This window comes from Caenimonas sp. SL110, assembly GCF_001044395.1.
GTDB lineage: Bacteria > Pseudomonadota > Gammaproteobacteria > Burkholderiales > Burkholderiaceae_C > Ramlibacter.
Genome location: NZ_JANU01000019.1, coordinates 36,678 through 53,683 on the forward strand (window position 1 = coordinate 36,678; position 17,006 = coordinate 53,683).

Annotated in this window: 19 protein-coding genes; 11 read left to right on the forward strand and 8 right to left on the reverse strand. The window is 61.2% G+C overall.

Annotation, left to right across the window (positions count from 1 at the left end; genetic code table 11):
• Nucleotides 1–100 precede the first annotated feature (100 nt).
• Nucleotides 101–748 (reverse strand): RluA family pseudouridine synthase, encoded by a 648-nt coding sequence (locus tag AQ12_RS11695; RefSeq protein WP_152682771.1) that lies wholly within the window; start codon nucleotides 746–748, stop codon nucleotides 101–103.
• Here AQ12_RS11695 and AQ12_RS11700 point away from each other — a divergent pair.
• The 3 genes from AQ12_RS11700 (at nucleotide 747) to AQ12_RS11710 (ending at nucleotide 2,855) form a co-directional block, all read left to right on the forward strand.
• A complete protein-coding gene (locus AQ12_RS11700; RefSeq protein ID WP_048440095.1) occupies nucleotides 747–1,115 on the forward strand; it encodes a DMT family protein in 369 nt (122 codons plus the stop codon). The two genes, AQ12_RS11695 and AQ12_RS11700, sit on opposite strands and share 2 nt — an antisense overlap.
• A 63-nt stretch (nucleotides 1,116–1,178) precedes the next feature.
• Entirely contained in the window at nucleotides 1,179–1,826 is a 648-nt protein-coding gene (locus AQ12_RS11705) for a DUF47 domain-containing protein (RefSeq protein ID WP_048440096.1), read from the forward strand.
• Nucleotides 1,827–1,844: 18 nt separating this feature from the next.
• Entirely contained in the window at nucleotides 1,845–2,855 is a 1,011-nt protein-coding gene (locus AQ12_RS11710) for an inorganic phosphate transporter (protein ID WP_048440097.1), read from the forward strand.
• A gap of 5 nt (nucleotides 2,856–2,860) precedes the next feature.
• Here AQ12_RS11710 and AQ12_RS11715 read toward each other — a convergent pair whose 3' ends face one another.
• The 3 genes from AQ12_RS11715 to AQ12_RS11725 all read right to left on the reverse strand — a co-directional run bounded on the left by AQ12_RS11715 (nucleotide 2,861) and on the right by AQ12_RS11725 (nucleotide 4,482).
• Complete coding sequence (locus AQ12_RS11715; protein WP_048440098.1) at nucleotides 2,861–3,397, reverse strand: GNAT family N-acetyltransferase; 537 nt, start codon at nucleotides 3,395–3,397, stop codon at nucleotides 2,861–2,863.
• A gap of 108 nt (nucleotides 3,398–3,505) precedes the next feature.
• On the reverse strand, nucleotides 3,506–3,952 hold the full coding sequence (locus AQ12_RS11720; RefSeq protein WP_048440099.1) for a TM2 domain-containing protein: 447 nt from the start codon (nucleotides 3,950–3,952) through the stop codon (nucleotides 3,506–3,508).
• The gene (locus AQ12_RS11725) at nucleotides 3,949–4,482 is read right to left on the reverse strand and encodes a GNAT family N-acetyltransferase (RefSeq protein WP_048440100.1); all 534 of its coding nucleotides are present in this window, start codon (nucleotides 4,480–4,482) and stop codon (nucleotides 3,949–3,951) included. The genes AQ12_RS11720 and AQ12_RS11725 overlap by 4 nt, the downstream gene beginning before the upstream one ends.
• Nucleotides 4,483–4,605: 123 nt before the next feature.
• Between AQ12_RS11725 and rpsP the strand changes: the two genes are divergently transcribed.
• From rpsP to AQ12_RS11755, 6 genes are all read left to right on the forward strand, one after another.
• Nucleotides 4,606–4,875: a 30S ribosomal protein S16 gene (gene rpsP, locus AQ12_RS11730; RefSeq protein ID WP_048440101.1), complete on the forward strand. Its 270-nt coding sequence runs from the start codon at nucleotides 4,606–4,608 to the stop codon at nucleotides 4,873–4,875.
• A gap of 24 nt (nucleotides 4,876–4,899) precedes the next feature.
• Nucleotides 4,900–5,466, forward strand: a complete 567-nt coding sequence (gene rimM, locus AQ12_RS11735; RefSeq protein ID WP_048440102.1) for a ribosome maturation factor RimM — start codon at nucleotides 4,900–4,902, stop codon at nucleotides 5,464–5,466.
• 1 nt (nucleotide 5,467) lies between these two features.
• Nucleotides 5,468–6,214 (forward strand): tRNA (guanosine(37)-N1)-methyltransferase TrmD, encoded by a 747-nt coding sequence (trmD, locus tag AQ12_RS11740; protein ID WP_048440103.1) that lies wholly within the window; start codon nucleotides 5,468–5,470, stop codon nucleotides 6,212–6,214.
• A gap of 138 nt (nucleotides 6,215–6,352) precedes the next feature.
• Nucleotides 6,353–6,769 (forward strand): 50S ribosomal protein L19, encoded by a 417-nt coding sequence (gene rplS / locus AQ12_RS11745; RefSeq protein ID WP_048440104.1) that lies wholly within the window; start codon nucleotides 6,353–6,355, stop codon nucleotides 6,767–6,769.
• Nucleotides 6,770–6,835: 66 nt separating this feature from the next.
• A complete protein-coding gene (locus tag AQ12_RS11750) occupies nucleotides 6,836–7,546 on the forward strand; it encodes a CoA pyrophosphatase (RefSeq protein WP_048440105.1) in 711 nt (236 codons plus the stop codon).
• Nucleotides 7,547–7,586: 40 nt separating this feature from the next.
• Entirely contained in the window at nucleotides 7,587–8,579 is a 993-nt protein-coding gene (locus tag AQ12_RS11755; protein WP_048440106.1) for a CobD/CbiB family protein, read from the forward strand.
• A gap of 15 nt (nucleotides 8,580–8,594) precedes the next feature.
• Here AQ12_RS11755 and rsgA read toward each other — a convergent pair whose 3' ends face one another.
• From rsgA to AQ12_RS11770, 3 genes are read right to left on the reverse strand one after another with little or no spacing between them, the layout of a single operon-like run.
• The gene (gene rsgA / locus AQ12_RS11760) at nucleotides 8,595–9,518 is read right to left on the reverse strand and encodes a ribosome small subunit-dependent GTPase A (RefSeq protein WP_048440107.1); all 924 of its coding nucleotides are present in this window, start codon (nucleotides 9,516–9,518) and stop codon (nucleotides 8,595–8,597) included.
• 12 nt (nucleotides 9,519–9,530) lie between these two features.
• Entirely contained in the window at nucleotides 9,531–9,875 is a 345-nt protein-coding gene (locus tag AQ12_RS11765) for a 4a-hydroxytetrahydrobiopterin dehydratase (protein WP_048440108.1), read from the reverse strand.
• Entirely contained in the window at nucleotides 9,872–11,131 is a 1,260-nt protein-coding gene (locus AQ12_RS11770) for a M48 family metallopeptidase (RefSeq protein ID WP_048440109.1), read from the reverse strand. The genes AQ12_RS11765 and AQ12_RS11770 overlap by 4 nt, the downstream gene beginning before the upstream one ends.
• Before the next feature lie 36 nt (nucleotides 11,132–11,167).
• Between AQ12_RS11770 and orn the strand changes: the two genes are divergently transcribed.
• Nucleotides 11,168–11,776, forward strand: a complete 609-nt coding sequence (orn, locus tag AQ12_RS11775; protein ID WP_048440110.1) for an oligoribonuclease — start codon at nucleotides 11,168–11,170, stop codon at nucleotides 11,774–11,776.
• Between the two features lie 207 nt (nucleotides 11,777–11,983).
• A complete protein-coding gene (locus AQ12_RS11780) occupies nucleotides 11,984–13,741 on the forward strand; it encodes a DEAD/DEAH box helicase (protein WP_048440111.1) in 1,758 nt (585 codons plus the stop codon).
• A gap of 76 nt (nucleotides 13,742–13,817) precedes the next feature.
• Here AQ12_RS11780 and AQ12_RS11785 read toward each other — a convergent pair whose 3' ends face one another.
• The gene (locus AQ12_RS11785; protein ID WP_048440112.1) at nucleotides 13,818–17,006 is read right to left on the reverse strand and encodes an efflux RND transporter permease subunit; all 3,189 of its coding nucleotides are present in this window, start codon (nucleotides 17,004–17,006) and stop codon (nucleotides 13,818–13,820) included.

Consider the following 17,006-nt stretch of genomic DNA (forward strand, 5'->3'; position numbering starts at 1 on the left):
GTGGGGCCTGTGGGGCGTTGGGGGTGCATGGTTGGGTTCAAGCGCGTTTCTCCGTTGGCTGCGGTCTGATTCCCGGGAGGCGGCGGGGTTCCGGTCATGGTCAAAAAGGTGTTGGGCTGCTGAACCGGACGGGGATCCCGGTGCCCGGATGGAGGAATGCCAGTTCCCGCGCGTGGAGCAGCAATCGGGGCGCAAGGGCCTGCACGTCGGGCCGTGCGTAGAGGGCGTCGCCCAGTATCGGATGGCCGATTGCGTTCATGTGCACCCTCAGCTGGTGGGTTCGGCCTGTGAGCGGTTCCAGTTCGAGCCGGCTCGCGTTGCCGTCTTCCCGGCCAACCAGGCGCCAGCGGGTCTGGCTCGGTTTGCCTGCGTGCAGGTCAATGATCTGGAGGGGGCGATTCGGCCAGTCGGCCGCGATCGGCAGGTCGATGAGAGACCAACCTCCGGGCTCTGGCGGCTGCGGATGGCCTGCGACGATGGCCTCGTAGCACTTGTCTATCTCGCGGTCCGCGAACATCGCACTCAGGGCTCGTTGCATCGCCGCGCCCCGCGCCATCAGGCACAGGCCCGAGGTTGCCATGTCCAGGCGGTGAACCACGAGGGCATCGGGGTAAGCCGCCTGCGCTCGTGCCGAGAGGCAATCCTGCTTGTCCGCGCCGCGTCCCGGAACGCACAGCAGGCCGGCGGGCTTGTCGAAAATGATCAGGTGCTCGTCAACATGCACCAGCGTTTCCGATAATCTGTCCATGAATCTGCTTGCTTCCATTCCGCTTTCGCTGCAGTCCATCTTGCTGCTCGTCGCTTCCAATGTTTTCATGACCATGGCGTGGTACGGCCATCTCAAGAACCTGGCAACCGCTCCCTGGTACATCGCAGCCCTGGTGAGTTGGGGCATCGCATTCGCAGAGTACATGCTGCAGGTGCCCGCCAACCGGATCGGCTTCCAGCAGGCGGGGTTCTCGGTGGGGCAACTCAAGATCATGCAGGAAGTGATCACGCTCGCGGTGTTTGTACCCTTCGCGGTCTACTACCTGGACGAGCCGCTCAAGCTCGATTACCTGTGGGCAGGCCTATGTATGGTGGGCGCCGTGTATTTCATTTTTCGTGGGGGCTGATCAGGTGCCCACGGTACACTCGCCGCAATTCCCGACCGACCCCCTACAGACCAGGAGCCAGCAATGCTGTTTGGCAAATTGCTGCCGCGCGAAGGCAACTTTTTCGAGATGTTCAACCAGCACGCCGACAAGATCGTCGAAGCGGCGCGTGCTTTTTCGCAGCTGGTTGCCAATTACAACGACCCGCACCTGCGCGAGCAGTACAACCGCGATGTCGACACGGCCGAGCGCGCAGCCGACCGCGTGACGCATGAGGTGAACCGGCTGCTGCACAAGACGTTCATCACACCGATCGACCGCGACCAGATCCACAAGCTGATCAACACGATGGACGACGTGGCCGACCTGATCCAGGATTCGGCCGAGACGATGGCCCTTTATGACGTTCGGGCGGTCAATGAAGAAATCACCCGCCTGACAGACTTGAGCGTGCGCTGCTGCGACCGCCTGAAAGAAGCTGTCTACATGATCGGCAAGCTCGCCGACCCGGCTACCGCGGAGGCGGCACTGAAGACCTGCGAAGAGATCGACAAGCTCGAGTCCGATGCCGACCGCGTGATGCGCTCGGCCATGAGCAAGCTCTTTCGAGAAGAGCCCGATGTGCGCGAGGTGATCAAGCTCAAGGCAATCTACGAGTTGCTCGAGACGATCACCGACAAGTGCGAAGACGTGGCCAACGTGATCGAGGGCATCATCCTCGAGCACTCCTGATAGCGGGGCCAGACGTCAATGCAAGCGACGCAAGCTGCACTGTGGGTGGTGATCCTGCTGGTTGTTCTGGCACTGCTGTTCGACTTCATGAACGGGTTTCACGACGCCGCGAATTCGATTGCGACCGTCGTTTCGACGGGTGTGCTCAAGCCGGCTCAGGCGGTGCTGTTCGCTGCCTTTTTCAACGTGCTGGCGATTGGCGTGTTTCACCTGAGCGTTGCGGCCACTGTGGGCAAAGGCATCGTGGAGCCGGGCGTTGTCGATACGCACGTGATCTTCGGTGCGCTCGTCGGTGCGATCGTCTGGAATGTGCTGACGTGGTGGTGGGGTATCCCCAGCAGCTCGTCGCATGCGCTCATCGGCGGCATCGTCGGTGCCGTGATTGCCAAGGCGGGCGCTGGCTCGCTGATCTCAGCCGGCATCTGGAAGACCGTGATCTTCATTCTCGTTTCGCCGACATTGGGGTTCTTGCTCGGTTCGCTGATGATGGTGCTGGTGGCACACCTGTTCCGGCGGGCAACGCCATCGCGGGTGGACCGCTGGTTCAGGCGATTGCAGCTGGTTTCTGCAGGCGCTTACAGCCTGGGTCACGGCGGTAACGACGCCCAGAAGACCATCGGCATCATCTGGATGCTGCTCATTGCGACCGGCTACGTCGCGCAAACCGACAAGATGCCGCCAAGCTGGGTGATCTATTCCTGCTATCTGGCAATCGGTCTGGGGACGATGTTCGGCGGTTGGCGCATCGTGAAAACCATGGGGCAGAAGATCACCAAGCTGCGGCCGGTCGGTGGTTTTTGCGCGGAGACCGGCGGTGCGATCACGCTGTTTCTGGCAACAGGACTTGGCATCCCGGTGTCGACTACCCACACCATCACCGGAGCCATCGTCGGCGTGGGCTCCACGCAGCGCGCCAGCGCGGTGCGCTGGGGCGTGGCGGGCAACATCGTCTGGGCGTGGATATTCACCATTCCGGCAAGCGCTTTCGTGGCGGCGATTGCCTACTGGGTCAGCCTGCAGATTTTCTGATCGGCTCAGATGCGAGGCGGGTTCGGATGCATCCGCGCCATGGAATAACTGTCCACGTAGCGGCCGCCCTTGAGCGAATATGCCTTGTGCAAACCCTCCTGCACAAATCCCATTGCTTTGTAGAGCGCCATCGCGCGGTCGTTATCGGCATGGACGTGAAGTTCGATTCGCAGCACACCGGCCCAGTTATCCGCCCAGTCGATGAGGCGGGTCATCAGCTGCCGACCGATGCCCCGACCCTGCCAGGCAGGGTGCAGGCCGATGCCCAGGGCGCGAACATGCATCCGGCGCAGTGCCAGCCCCTGCACGTGCAAGGCCGCCTGGCCGACGATTTCGTCGCCTGCGACAGCCACCAGCTTGCAGCAATGCGGCTCGACCTTGGTCAGGAACTCGAGTCTCGATGCAATGGGCGCATCCGGTGTCTGCAGCAGGCCTTCAAAAGTGCCGAGCTGCCCGATCAGGCTTGAAATAGCCGCTGCGTCGGATGGTTCTGCGCTGCGGATTTCGATGGCGTTGGCGCGAGCCTTGTGGGCCGTGTCCATTTCGTTTCTCCTGGTTGGGTGAATGGACATTTCAGGCTAGCGCAGGGTGTCAATCCGTCCCAATGCGAAACGTGCATGGAATCATGTGGTAACGCGCGGCTGTAGCCATTACTGCGAGATCTTGCGGCCTTCCTCCACCTGGTAGGTGAAGTACTTCTCGAAACTGAAGACGATGCTGGCCATCAGGGCGGTGGTGCCAAACAACAGCGAAAAAACGACTGCGCCAATCGTCGCCCAGCTCGTTGCACCGGCTGGCGCCTCCGTATCGACCCCGGGGTTGAAGCGGCTGTTCCATTGTTCACGCGTCATGAGTCCGTAGATGATCGCCATCAGCGCGCAGCCGGCAATGTTGAATCCCAGCAACGGAATCAATGCCCAGCTCCAGGGGTCGTCCACGCCGAATTGCTGCAGGCGCTGGACGCCATAAAGACCCAGGGCCGTAGGGATCGGAAGTAACCAGCCGAGCAGGTCACCGAATCCGCGCAGGTAGAAGCGATGCAATCCGAGCGGGCCACCCAGAAAAGACAGCCAGGCCGCCACAGTTTTGTTTTTCATCGGATTTCAGTCGTCGCAGGCGTCGTGTCGCCTTCACCCAAAGGTTTTTCCATCAGGACCACATCCAGCCACTTGTCGAATTTCCAGCCGCAGGCCTTCAGGGTGCCGACGTGGCTGAATCCCTGTGCCCGGTGCACGCCGACCGAACCGAGGTTCGCCGAATCGCCGATGACGGCAATGAGTTTGCGAACGCCAGCCGCTTCAGCCTGTGCGCTGAGCACGGCCAGAAGTTGCTTGCCCAACCCCTTTCCGGCGGCATCGGGATGCAGGTAGATGGAGTCTTCGGCCGAAAACCGGTAAGCCGGCCGTGGCTTGAACCACTGGCAGTACGCGAAGCCCTGCACCTGGCCGTTTTCTTCGGCGACCAGGTAAGGCAAGCCTTTGGACAGTACATCGGCGCGCCTGGCGGCCATGTCATCCTGGGTAGGGGGCGTTGTTTCGAAGGTGCCCGTGCCATGCAGGACATGGTGGGAATAAATCGCGGTGATGGCGGCAAGGTCGCGGTCTTCGCTGGGGCGGATGGTGGGCATAACTTTCGCGCGGGCTATAATGGCGGGCTCTACAGCGTGTCGCTGGCCGGGTGGCCATAGCGCGTGTCTCAACGCTGGAAAGATACATGGGGGAGATTTTCTCCCTCCACCCAAGGATAAATCATGGTCGTCATTCGACTCTCCCGCGGCGGCTCCAAGGCTCGCCCGTTCTTCAACATTGTGGTCGCCGACAAGCGTACCCGCCGCGATGGCCGCTTCATTGAGCGCCTGGGTTTCTACAACCCGATCGCACGTGGCGGCGAAGAAAGCATCCGCATTGCCCAGGACCGTCTGACCCACTGGCGCAGTGTTGGTGCACAGGCTTCCCCGACCGTCGAGCGCCTGATCAAGCAAGCCGCCGCGGCAAAGCCTGCAGCTCCTGCTGCGGCCTGATGTGATGCTGCATCAATTGCAGCTGTGAAATTCCCCGATCTACAGCCGGCGGAGCTTCCCGCCGACGCCATCGAAGTCGGGCGCATCCTTGATGCATGGGGTATCAAGGGCTGGTTCAAGGTCCTGGCCCATAGCGCTTCCCCGGAAGCGCTTTTTTCATCCAAGCGCTGGTATCTGCAACCCACCGAGGTGGGCGCGAAGACTTTCTCTGGCACGGTGCTCATGCGCATCCGCGAGGCGAAAGAACACTCCGACACCGTTGTTGCCAGTGCGCAAGATGTGGATGACCGCGATGCGGCCGAAGCACTCAAGGGTGCACGGATCTTCATTCCGAGGTCGAGCTTTCCAACCGCAGCAGATGACGAGTACTACTGGGTCGACCTCATTGGCCTGGACGTGGTCAACCGTGAAGGCGTGGCTCTGGGCCAGGTGCGCGAGCTGTTGTCCACAGGTCCACAGACCGTACTGGTACTGGCTTTCGACGAGGCCGGAAAGTCGCAGGAACGCATGATCCCCTTCGTCTCTGCTTTCGTCGATTCCGTTGACGTGCCGGGCAAGCGAATCACCGTCGACTGGCAGCCGGACTACTGAGATGCGCTTCGATGTCATCACCCTGTTCCCGGAGCTGTTCGCGCCGTTCCTGGAAACAGGGGTGACGCGAAGGGCGTTCGAGAGCAAGCTGGTCGACGTACGGTTCTGGAATCCGCGCGATTTTTCCGAAGGCAACTACCGTCGTGTGGACGACCGGCCATTCGGCGGCGGACCGGGCATGGTCATGCTGGCTGAACCCCTGGCCAAGTGTCTGACTGCAATCCGTGTAGAGCGCAGCGACAAGGCGCCGGTCGTGATGTTTTCTCCCATCGGGTCGAGGCTCGACCATGCTGGTGTCGAGCAGTGGTCTGCAAGCGAGGGCGCCATTCTTGTTTGTGGCCGCTACGAAGGAATCGACCAGCGGTTCATTGACCGTTACGTGGACATTCAACTGAGTCTGGGTGACTTTGTCTTGTCCGGAGGCGAGATTCCTGCGTTGGCGCTGCTCGATTCTGTGGCGCGTCTGCAGCCTGGTGTTCTGGGCGACCAGGGCAGCCACCAGTTCGACAGCTTCAATCCTGCGCTCGATGGATTGCTCGATTGTCCGCATTACACCCGGCCCGAAGACTGGGAGGGTGTCAAGGTTCCGGCGGAGTTGATGTCGGGCCATCACCTCCAGATCGAGCGCTGGCGCAGGGACCGGCGACTTGAAGTCACGTTGAAGAACCGACCGGATCTGATCGTTCTGGCGCGGGAGGCGGGAAGGCTCTCAAAGGCGGATGAAGCTGCGCTGGCGAAGCTGCGATAAAGTTGTTTATAATCAAAGGCTTTCCCAGATCCTCTGTTCGCGGCATCCAAAGGAATACCCAAGGTGTTCCACGCACTCCTTACGGGTTGCGACCAAATCTTCATCAACCGCCCGGACACGATCACAGATAGGTAAATCATGAATCTGATCCAGACCCTGGAACAGGAAGAAATTGCCCGACTCGGCAAGGTCATTCCTGAGTTCTCCCCCGGCGATACCGTCATCGTCAGCGTGAACGTCGTCGAAGGCACCCGCAAGCGTGTGCAGGCCTATGAAGGCGTTGTGATTGCCAAGCGCAATCGCGGCCTCAACAGCGGCTTCACGGTCCGCAAGATCTCCAGTGGCGAAGGCGTGGAGCGTACGTTCCAGACCTACAGCCCGCTGATTGCAGCCATCGAAGTCAAGCGCCGTGGCGATGTCCGTCGCGCCAAGCTGTACTACCTGCGTGACCGCAGCGGCAAGTCGGCTCGCATCAAGGAAAAGCTGGCCCAACGCACCAAGCCCGGCGCCAAGCCTGCTGCTGCTACCGCCACCCCTGCAGCTGCCGCCGAATAAGCAAAAGCGCTTCGACAAAACCGCCGCCGGCCCTGTGCTTGTGGCGGTTTTTTCATTGACCCACCCATGAATCCTCTCGATTCGGTTCCTCCGGATACGCCACTGTCGAAGCTGCCCAATTTCGATCCGCGTGCGGTGCCGGTGATCGGGATTGATGCACATCTGCCCATCATTTCGGCTGACGTACTGGCGCCGGCGGCGATTCGGGCGAGATTCCTGACGCCGCCCCACTGGGAGCCCGAGGTCTGGTCCGAGCGACAGTTTGCCGAGCGCGACCCTGCCCGCGCCTCCGTGCTCATTCCCATCGTTCTGCGTGAGAGGCCGACCGTGCTCCTGACAGAGCGCAGCACGCACCTGTCAACGCACTCCGGGCAAGTTGCGTTTCCCGGCGGCAAGCAGGACGCAACTGACCCGGACGAGATATTCACGGCGTTGCGTGAAGCCCAGGAAGAAATCGGGCTGGCTCCTGGCCTCGTGGAGGTGATTGGCCAACTGCCCACTTACACCGCTGGTACGCGCTTCATCATCACGCCCGTAGTGGCGTTGGTAAATCCCGCCCACGCGCTCACACTCAACGCCTTCGAGGTCGCTGACGCGTTTGAAATCCCGCTCGACTTCCTGATGAATCCCAACCACCACCGCCGCCATGCACTGGAATGGGCGGGCGCAAGACGCGAGTGGTTTTCGATTGCTTACATGGATGGCGCCAATGAGCGGTTCGTCTGGGGTGCTACTGCGGCCATGCTGCGCAACCTGTACCGGTTCCTCATCGCATAGCCGTTGAGGATGCTTGCGTGTTTTCAGGTGAAAATGCAGCATGAGCTTTTTTGCCATCGTGTTCGCGCTGCTGATTGAGCAAGTGCGCCCACTGGCCCGGCACAATTCGATCCACGCATCGCTGAGGTCCTGGGCGCGTTCGGTCAGCCGCAATTTCGACACGGGCACTGTGCAGCACGCCTGGATTGCGTGGATGCTCGCGGTTTTGTTGCCGGCCCTTGCCGCTTGCGCGATTCATTGGGCACTGGTGCTGTTCGTCGGTTGGCCGTTTGCGGTGCTCTGGAGCATTGCGGTCCTGTACGTGACCTTGGGATTCAGGCAGTTCAGCCATCACTTCACTGACATCCGCGACGCACTCGACGCGGGCGACGAGGCGAGGGCGCGCGAACTGCTGGCCCAGTGGCAGCAGGTCGATGCGCGCGAATTGCCGCGCAGCGAAATAGTGCGCCACGTCATCGAATACTCGGTTTTGGCTGCGCACCGTCATGTGTTTGGGGTGCTGGCCTGGTTTTCAGTGCTTGCTGCCTTCGGATTGGGGCCGGCGGGTGCCGTGCTCTATCGTATGGGGGAGTTCGTGGCGCGTTACTGGAGGCATCCCAGCCTGAACGAAGCCCAGCCGGCCAGCGGTGTGTTGCAGTCCGCCGCATCGCGCGCATGGGCTGCGATCGACTGGGTCCCTGCGCGAACAACGGCGATTGCATTTGCTGTCGTCGGCAGCTTCGAAGAAGCGATCGACCACTGGCGCAATCATGCCCAACGCTTTCCCGACGACAACGACGGCGTGATCCTGGCGGCAACCTCTGGCGCCGTCAATGTGCGGCTTGGGGGTGAAGCGCTGAAATCTTCCGCTGCGCCAAACGCGTCACAGGCGTTTCAGGCTGACGAGGCCCAGTCGATAGAGGGCACCGAAAGCACACCGGGTCGAGAGGCCGAAGTGGGGCATTTGCGAAGCATCGTCGGCCTCGTCTGGCGCTCTGTTGTGTTGTGGCTTGTGCTTCTGGCGCTACTGACGCTGGCCCGCTTGCTGGGCTAACCTGGCAGCGGTCGTTCAGTAGCGTTCGGGCTGCGACAGCTCAGCAAAAAGGTCCTGGTAGATCCGGTATCGGTTTGGCGTAATGCCAACCTCATTGTCGCTATGCATGACCGCTGCGATCACGTCGCAACCTGGCTCGTGCAGATGGGTGCAGTTGTAGAACTTGCAGTGGCCCAGATGCGCTTTGAGATCGGGCATGCAGTGCGCGAGCTGCATCGGCTCGATGTGGTTCAGCCCAAATTCCTGGAAGCCCGGCGAGTCGATCAGTGCCGTGCCTGCGGCCCTGTCCACCCAGTAAAGCGTTGTCGCCGTCGTGGTGTGCTTGCCGGAGTTCAGTGCCTGTGAAATCTCCTGGGTCAGCACGAGTGAACCCGGTGCGAGCAGGTTGATCAACGTGCTCTTTCCCGCGCCCGATGGGCCGAGCACGAGCGTGGTCTTGCCGGTCAGGTGCTTCAGCAAGACTTCCCGATCCACATCGCTGGACAGCCGCAGTGACAACGGCAGGACGCCGTAGTGCATGCGCTGGTAGGGCAGGAGCCGCGCCCACGCTTTCTCGAAGGGCTCTACCAGGTCGCTTTTGTTCAGCGCGATGATGGGCTTGATGCCTTCGGCTTCTGCTGCGATCAGCGCACGCGCGAGTTGGCTCTCGGAAAACACCGGCTCGGCGGCGATCAGGATCAACACCTGGTCGAGATTGGCGGCGAATGACTTGGTGCGAATCTCATCCTGGCGATAGAAAAGGTTGCGCCTTTCCTTGACCTTTTCTATCGTGCCTTCGTCATGCGAACCGCGCCACAGGACCTGATCGCCGACGACAGATGCGCTCTTCTTGCCGCGCGGATGGCAGATCAGGCGCTGGCCTTCGGGCGTTTCGACCACGCAGTGACGCCCATGGCTTGCGACGACAAGCCCGCTTTGAAGACCGGTCCCATCAGTCAAACCGGATGCCCCTCATGCCGAAACATCCAGCAGCCCATCGACAAGCAACGCGCAATCGAAATCGGTTTCGGACAGGCCCTTCACATCATGCGTATTGAAGCGCACGACGCACCGGTTGTAGTGCACCGACAGGTCCGGATGGTGGTCTTGCGCGTTGGCAATGAATGCCAGCGCGTTCACAAAGGAGATCGTCTCGTAGTAGTTGGCGAATGTGTAGGTCTTCTCGATCGCTACATCGGCGCCATCGCCGGTCAACTTCCAGCCAGGCGCCGTTGACAGGCGCGTGACCACTTCAGTCGCCGTGAGTGCACGCCGTGCAAGCGAGGACCAATCTTTTTTCCTGAGCATCGTATTCATGCGTGTGCCATTCGTGCGAGCCGCTCCGATGCGGGCGGGTGAGAGTAATAGAACTTGACGTAGACGGGGTCCGGCGTAAGCGTCGATGCGTTGTCTTCGTGCAGTTTGAGGAGGGCGGCGCTCAGGTCGGCGCCACTGGTCTGGCCGACCGCGTAGGCATCTGCTTCGAATTCGTGTTTGCGCGACAACTGTGCGAACACCGGACCGATAAAGAATGAGAACACCGGGAGCGCCAGCATGAACAGCAGCAACGCCAGTGCGTCGTTCGGCCCCTGAAGATTGGGTCGCACACCCAGGCCAGTGTAGAACCACGGCTGGGTCGAGAGATAGCCGAGCAGCGCAAAGGCGCAAAACCCAACCACCGAGATCAGCGCCAGGCGTTTGACCAGGTGTTTGTGCTTCAAGTGTCCCAGTTCATGCGCAAGCACCGCATCCATTTCACCCAGAGAAAGTCGTTGCACCAGCGTGTCATAGAACACGACGCGCTTGGCTGCGCCGAAGCCCGTGAAGTAAGCGTTGGAATGGGCGCTGCGCTTGCTGCCGTCCATCACAAACAAACCCTTGGCAGTAAATCCGCTGCGCTTGAGCAGGTTTGTCACCCGCGTCTTCAGGGCTTCGTCTGAAAGCGGTTCGAACTTGTTGAACAGGGGCGCGATGAACATGGGATACACAACCATCGCAAGGAGGCTCACGCTGAGCCAGACTGCCCATGCCCAGACCCACCAGGTCGAGCCGGTGGCGCCCATGACCCACAGCACCAGCGCCAGGATGGGACCGCCGATTGCAATGCCTAGTGCCGTTGACTTCAAGAGGTCTGCGATCCACAGGCGCAGCGTCATCTTGTTGAAGCCAAAACGCTGTTCGATCACGAAGGTTTCGTAAAGCGTGAAGGGAAGGGAAATTGCGCTGCCAATGAGGGTGAACGCACCGAAGAGCGCCACCTGCTGGAGCAGGCCGGCACCGAGCCAATCCATCAGCACCTGGTTGATTGCGCCGAGTCCGCCGAGTAAGGTCCAGCCCAACAGGACCGCAGATCCGAAGGCGAGTTCGATCAGCGCAAAGCGTGTCTTGACGACTGTGTAGTCGGCCGCTTTCTGGTGCGCTTGAATTCCGACCTTGTCAGCGAATGCAGGTGGAACGAAGGCGCGATGGCGAGCAACGTGACGGATCTGGCGCGTAGCCAGCCAGAAACGAAGCGCGATGCTTGCAAGCAGAAAAATGGCAAACGCAAATGTGAATGAAGTCGAAGCAGTCATCTCCTCCAGTTTAGGTCATGCGCGACAATCGCAACCATGCCTGAAACCGAATTGCCCACCGTTGCTGCCCTGGCCAAAAGTGACCAGAACCTCATCTGGCTCGATTGCGAGATGACAGGGCTGGACCCCGAATCCGACCGCCTGATTGAAATCGCCGTCATCGTGACCGGCCCGGACCTCACGCCCCGTATCGAGGGACCTGTGCTGGTGATCCACCAGACCGATGCGCAGCTGGACAAGATGGACGCGTGGAACAAGGGCACGCATGGGCGAAGCGGTCTCATCGACAAGGTGAAAGCTTCATCGGTCACTGAAGCGCAGGCCGAGGCTCAAGTGCTCGAGTTCCTCGTGAAATACGCACCGAAGAACTCGACGCCAATGTGCGGCAACAGCATCAGCCAGGACAGGCGCTTCCTCGTGAAGTACATGCCAAAGCTCGAAGCGTTCTTTCACTATCGCAATATTGACGTCAGCACACTCAAGGAATTGTCCAAGCGCTGGCGTCCCGATATTTACTCTTCCTTTCGCAAGCAGCAAAAGCACACTGCATTGGCGGACGTGCACGAATCCATTGACGAGCTCGCTCACTACCGGACGCACTTTCTGAAAACCGAAGCACCCATCGCGGTTGCGGGAAAACCCTGAACGTGCCATAATCGATGGCTCGGCTGCAAAAAGCAGCCAACGTGCATCCTCCTTCACACACCGGCTCGATACAGCAAATCGAAGCCTCCAGCGCCGGACTTCACAGCAGAAGTCGCCAAGGCCTTGCAGTCGTTTGATGGTTGATGTTTTTTAACCATTGACGACGCCATCGGCACCTTGCCGATGCGATCGTGTGAGAACCAATACATGACCGACACTTTTGAAGTGCAGGGCGACTTTGCGCCTGCCGAAATCCTGGACACCGCCGCTTTTGATGCCGGCACTGTGCAAGCAGTGGAAGCAACTGAAGCCGCAGCGCAACCCGTTCCCAACGGCTTCATCAAGCTGGGCCTCGCGCCCGAACTGATGCTTGCGATCGCTGAACTCGGCTTCACACAGCCGACGACCGTGCAAGAACAAACCATTCCCCTGGCCCTGCCTTCCGATGACGAAGCGGCAGCCTACATCGACCTGATGGTCTCCAGCCAGACCGGTAGCGGCAAGACAGCAGCGTTTCTGCTGCCCGTCCTTCATACGCTGCTCAAGCAACAAGCTGAGGCAGAAGCCAACTCCAAGGCCGAGTTCGAGCGCCTCACGGCTGAAGCACTCGCCAAGGGTGAGCCGGCGCCCAAGCGCCCCAAGCGTCTCGACCCCACCAGCTCGCGCAACTTCAAGCCCGCTACCCCTGGCGCGCTGATCCTGTGCCCAACCCGCGAACTCGCGCAGCAGGTCGCCAACGACGCCATTGATCTCGTTCGCCACTGCCGTGGCCTGCGCATTGCCAATGTGGTGGGCGGCATGCCTTACCAGCTCCAGCTCGCACGCCTGCAAAACGCCGACCTCGTCGTCGCAACGCCGGGCCGACTGCTCGACCTGCAGCGTTCGATGCAGATCAAACTGGACAAGGTGCAGTTCCTGGTCGTCGATGAAGGCGATCGCATGCTCGACCTGGGCTTTGCCGATGACCTCGCCGAAGTCAACCAGCTCACCATCGAACGCAAGCAGACCATGATGTTCAGCGCCACTTTCGCGCCGCGCATCCAGCAGCTGGCCTCGCGCGTGATGCGCCAGCCGCGCAAGATCCAGGTGGACTCGCCGCAAGACAAGCACGTCAACATCAAGCAGGTCCTGTTCTGGGCCGACAACGCACAACACAAGCGCAAGCTGCTCGACCACTGGCTTCGCGACACGACCATCAACCAGGCTATCGTTTTTGCCAGCACGCAGATCGAGTGCGACGGGCTCGCCAACGACCTGCAGCAAGCGGGCTTTGATGCGGTTGCCTTGCATGGCGCGCTCAATCAGGGTCTGCGTAACCGCCGCCTGATGGCGCTGCGCCAGGGCCACGTTCAGATCCTGGTGGCGACCGACGTTGCCGCTCGTGGCATCGACGTTCCAACCATCACTCACGTCTTCAACTTCGGCCTGCCGATGAAGGCTGAGGACTACACCCACCGCATTGGCCGCACGGGCCGCGCCGGTCGCGATGGCCTGGCCATCACGTTCGCCGAATTCCGTGATCGCCGCAAGATCTTCGACATCGAGGCCTACAGCAAGCAGCAGTTCAAGCCGGAAGTGATTCCTGGCCTCGAGCCGCAGCAGCGCGCACCCCAGGGTCGCCCGCCAGGCAATTTTTCCGACCGCGGTCCGCGTGAAAACCATTCGCGCGATCGCAAGTTCGGCGGCCCACGCGGCGGCGGCGGCTTCGACCAGCGCAACAGCGGTGGCGGCGGCGGCGGTGCCGGCGGTGGCTTTCGCGGCGGCAACGATGACGGCTACGCTCGCAAGACGGGTTTCAACGAAGGCTTTGTGAACGGTCAGCGCCGTGGTGAAAGCTTTGCCGCACGCGGCGATTTCGCAGCCCCCCGCAGCCCTTCGTTCGCCAAGCCAGCCAAGCCTGGCAACGGCGGCAAGGTGTTCGTTCCGCGCGACGTGAAGAAGCGTCCGTACAAGGCCGCGAACTAAGCAGTCGGATCACCTCATGAGAAAAGGGCAGCCTGAGGGCTGCCCTTTTTTTGTGCGCGTGTTTCGCCTTGGTCGGTTACGCAGCTGCGCGTCGCGCAAACCTCATCGCCACAGCTCGGTACAAGCCCCTGACCATCGTGAGGGCGAGAAGCGCCTCGACCATCGTCAGGCCGAAAGCAACGACCGTGTTGTGGCTTCCAGTTCGTCGGTGGAACTTGGCCAGCATGCGATCGCGCGCGATCTCGATGCTGTCGTAGAAGGCAGGCACCACCAGCAAGGTCAGGAAGGTCGATGTGATCGTGCCGCCGATGATGGCAATCGCCATCGGCCGGTAGAAATCACCCCCTTCTCCGATGCCGATCGCCACCGGCAGCATGCCCGCGATCAACGCGAACGTTGTCATCAGGATAGGGCGCAAGCGGCTGCGGCCCGCCGCCATCAACGCCGTCTCGCGATCCTCCCCATCGGCTTCGCGCTTGCGTGCCGCATCCAGCAGCAAGATGGCGTTCTTGGCGACCAGTCCCATCAGCATGATGATGCCGATGAAGCTCATCAGGTTGATCGTTGACCGGGTGATGACCAGTGCGATCACCACACCGATCAGCGAAAGCGGCAGCGACACCATCACGCCCAACGGCGCAGTGAACGAGCCGAACTGCATCACCAGGATCAGGTACATGCAGCCCACGCCCATGATGAGGGCCGTGAGCATCGCGGAGAACACTTCCTTCTGGTCTTTCCCCGCGCCGCCGAGCTCAACGCCATAACCGGCCGGAAAGTCGAGCGACTTGGCCAGCGCGAGCGCGTCCTTGGTCACGTCGCCCGATGCGCGGCCCTGCGCATTGGCGGAAACCGCAATCATTCGGCGCCCGTTCAGGTGCTGGATCTGCGCGGGCCCAACGCCCATGCTCACGGTGGCGATCTGGTTCAGTGGCACCACCATGTTGGTCCCCGGCACGACGATAGGAAGGCGTTCTATGTTTTCCGAATCGACGCGATGGGCCGGATCCAGCCTCACCGCAACATCGCGGGCCTGGCCTGCGGGGTCGATCCAGTCGCCGACTTCGACGCCTGCGAATGCAACGCGCAGCGCCTGCGCAGCGTCGTTGACCGAAATGCCCAGCGAATTGGCGAGCCCCCGATTCATCTCGATACGAAGTTCATCCTTCGGGCTCAACTCGGACAGCCCCACATCGACGGCCCCCGGAATAGTTCGCATACGCACCATGAATGCATTCGTGATGTCCAGCAGTGTGCGCGTATCGGTTCCGTAGAAACGGATTTCGACCGGCTTGCGCGCGCCGTTGTTCATGTCGTCGAGCACCACATACTCGGCGCCCACCAGTTGCGCCATCAGCTTGCGCAGGTCCACCGCAATCTTCTGGGATGTGCGATCGCGAGACGTGGTCTTGCCGATGTCCACGTACACACGTCCGCCGCCGATGTTCACGCGGCTGTTCGTTGCGATCGTTTCGGGCATCGTGCGCGCGAGCTCGGCCGCTTTCTCGACCTTGAGCCGCGTGTACTCCAGGCTCGCCGACGACGGTGTGCGCACCTCGATGGCGATCACGTCCGAATCGGAGACCGGCAGAAAACTCTGCCCCCCGAACGCAGCATGCAGACCCGCCGCGGCTGCCAGGCTTGCGATGGCAGCGACGGCCATCCAGCGACGGTGGTGCAATGCCCAGGCGATCACGTCGCCGTACCGGTCCGCCTGGTGGTCGAACCAGTCATTGAACCTTCGCAGCACGACGGAGAGCCGGCTGCGGTTTTGCGCATGGTGGTAGCCGATCGGGTCGCCCCAATACGCAGACAGCATCGGGTCCAGCGTGAAGGAAATGAACAGGCTCACCATCACCGAGCAGGCGACGGTCAGCGCGAACGGCCTGAACCATTCGCCGGCCACACCGGGCATGAACGCGACGGGGATGAAGATCGCGATGATCGAGAAAGTGGTCGCCGCCACGGCCATGCCGATCTCGGCAGTGCCGGCGCGAGCCGCCGTCATCCGGTCGGCGCCGCGTTCCATGTGGCGCACGATGTTTTCCCGCACGACGATGGCATCGTCGATCAGCACGCCGATGGCCAGCGACAGCCCTAGCAGCGTCATGAAGTTGAGCGTGAAACCACACAGCCACACCGCGATGAAGGCTGCGATTGCCGAAGTCGGCAGCGACAGCGCGGTGATCAGTGTGGAACGCCACGAGTTCAGGAAAACGAACACGACCGCAATCGTGAGCACAGCTCCAAGCGACAGCGCGTGGATCACGTTGTTCAGGTTGTCCTGTGCGCCTTCCCCACCGTCGTAAGTGACATCCAGTCGCGTGCCTTCGGGCAGTGTCTTGTTGATTTCCGCGACCATGGCACGCACGGCATTGGCGACGGACACCGTGCTCGCATCGCGCGCGCGTGTCACGTACAGGCCAACGTTCGGGTTTGCGCTCCTCAGGCTGAAGCTGTTGCGCTCGGCAAACCCGTCAACCGTCTGCGCGACCTGCGCGAGCCTCACCACCTGCTCGCCTTGCCGCTTGACGATGATCTGGCCGAACTCCGAAGGCGACTCGATGCGCCCGATCAGGCGAATGCTCTGGTCCTTCAGCGGGCCCACGATGCGGCCCACTGGCGCATTGGTATTGGCGCCCTGCACGGCAGCGATCACATCACCGATCCCCACGTTGTAGGCCCGCATGCGATCGGACTGCAGCAGGATCGACAGCTCGCGTTTCAGCGCGCCGTTGACCTCGACGGTCGCCACGCCTTCAATCCCGCGCAGGCGATCCGACAGCTGGTCTTCGGCCATGCGCGAGATCTCGGCCTGCGTCTGTTTCGTCGAAGACAGCGCCAGGTTCATGATCGGATTGGAATTCGGATCGACGCGAATCAGCACCGGTTCGCGCATCTCCACCGGCAGCTTGTAGCGCACGGTCGCGATCGCGTTGCGCACTTCGTCGCTCGCCTCGATCATGTTCTTCCTGAAGTTGAAGAAGATCACGAACTGCGCGCTGCTGTCCTTGGCCGTCGCGCGAATCTCGTACACACCCGTCACGCTCTGCAGCGATTTTTCGATGCGATTGATCACCTCGCGCTCGACCGTCTCCGGCGAAGCACCGGGGTAGGCGATGTTCACCACCAGCACCGGTTGCTGCACATCGGGGATTTCGTTGACGCGCAATTTGCCCAGGGCCAGCAGGCCCAGCGCCATCAATGCCATCACGATGACGATGGTGACGACAGGCCGCTTGATGCTGAAATCGGAAAGGAACAT

Excerpts from the sequence above, each read along its gene's own strand:
- AQ12_RS11725 (WP_048440100.1), bottom strand. The coding sequence starts at position 4,482 with ATGCCCACCATCCGCCCCAGCGAAGACCGCGACCTTGCCGCCATCACC.
- AQ12_RS11780 (WP_048440111.1), top strand. The coding sequence starts at position 11,984 with ATGACCGACACTTTTGAAGTGCAGGGCGACTTTGCGCCTGCCGAAATC.
- AQ12_RS11715 (WP_048440098.1), bottom strand. The coding sequence starts at position 3,397 with ATGGACACGGCCCACAAGGCTCGCGCCAACGCCATCGAAATCCGCAGC.
- rpsP (WP_048440101.1), top strand. The coding sequence starts at position 4,606 with ATGGTCGTCATTCGACTCTCCCGCGGCGGCTCCAAGGCTCGCCCGTTC.
- orn (WP_048440110.1), top strand. The coding sequence starts at position 11,168 with ATGCCTGAAACCGAATTGCCCACCGTTGCTGCCCTGGCCAAAAGTGAC.
- AQ12_RS11750 (WP_048440105.1), top strand. The coding sequence starts at position 6,836 with ATGAATCCTCTCGATTCGGTTCCTCCGGATACGCCACTGTCGAAGCTG.
- AQ12_RS11755 (WP_048440106.1), top strand. The coding sequence starts at position 7,587 with ATGAGCTTTTTTGCCATCGTGTTCGCGCTGCTGATTGAGCAAGTGCGC.
- AQ12_RS11770 (WP_048440109.1), bottom strand. The coding sequence starts at position 11,131 with ATGACTGCTTCGACTTCATTCACATTTGCGTTTGCCATTTTTCTGCTT.
- AQ12_RS11700 (WP_048440095.1), top strand. The coding sequence starts at position 747 with ATGAATCTGCTTGCTTCCATTCCGCTTTCGCTGCAGTCCATCTTGCTG.
- AQ12_RS11705 (WP_048440096.1), top strand. The coding sequence starts at position 1,179 with ATGCTGTTTGGCAAATTGCTGCCGCGCGAAGGCAACTTTTTCGAGATG.
- AQ12_RS11785 (WP_048440112.1), bottom strand. The coding sequence starts at position 17,006 with ATGTTCCTTTCCGATTTCAGCATCAAGCGGCCTGTCGTCACCATCGTC.
- AQ12_RS11765 (WP_048440108.1), bottom strand. The coding sequence starts at position 9,875 with ATGAATACGATGCTCAGGAAAAAAGATTGGTCCTCGCTTGCACGGCGT.
- trmD (WP_048440103.1), top strand. The coding sequence starts at position 5,468 with ATGCGCTTCGATGTCATCACCCTGTTCCCGGAGCTGTTCGCGCCGTTC.
- AQ12_RS11710 (WP_048440097.1), top strand. The coding sequence starts at position 1,845 with ATGCAAGCGACGCAAGCTGCACTGTGGGTGGTGATCCTGCTGGTTGTT.
- AQ12_RS11720 (WP_048440099.1), bottom strand. The coding sequence starts at position 3,952 with ATGAAAAACAAAACTGTGGCGGCCTGGCTGTCTTTTCTGGGTGGCCCG.
- AQ12_RS11695 (WP_152682771.1), bottom strand. The coding sequence starts at position 748 with ATGGACAGATTATCGGAAACGCTGGTGCATGTTGACGAGCACCTGATC.
- rplS (WP_048440104.1), top strand. The coding sequence starts at position 6,353 with ATGAATCTGATCCAGACCCTGGAACAGGAAGAAATTGCCCGACTCGGC.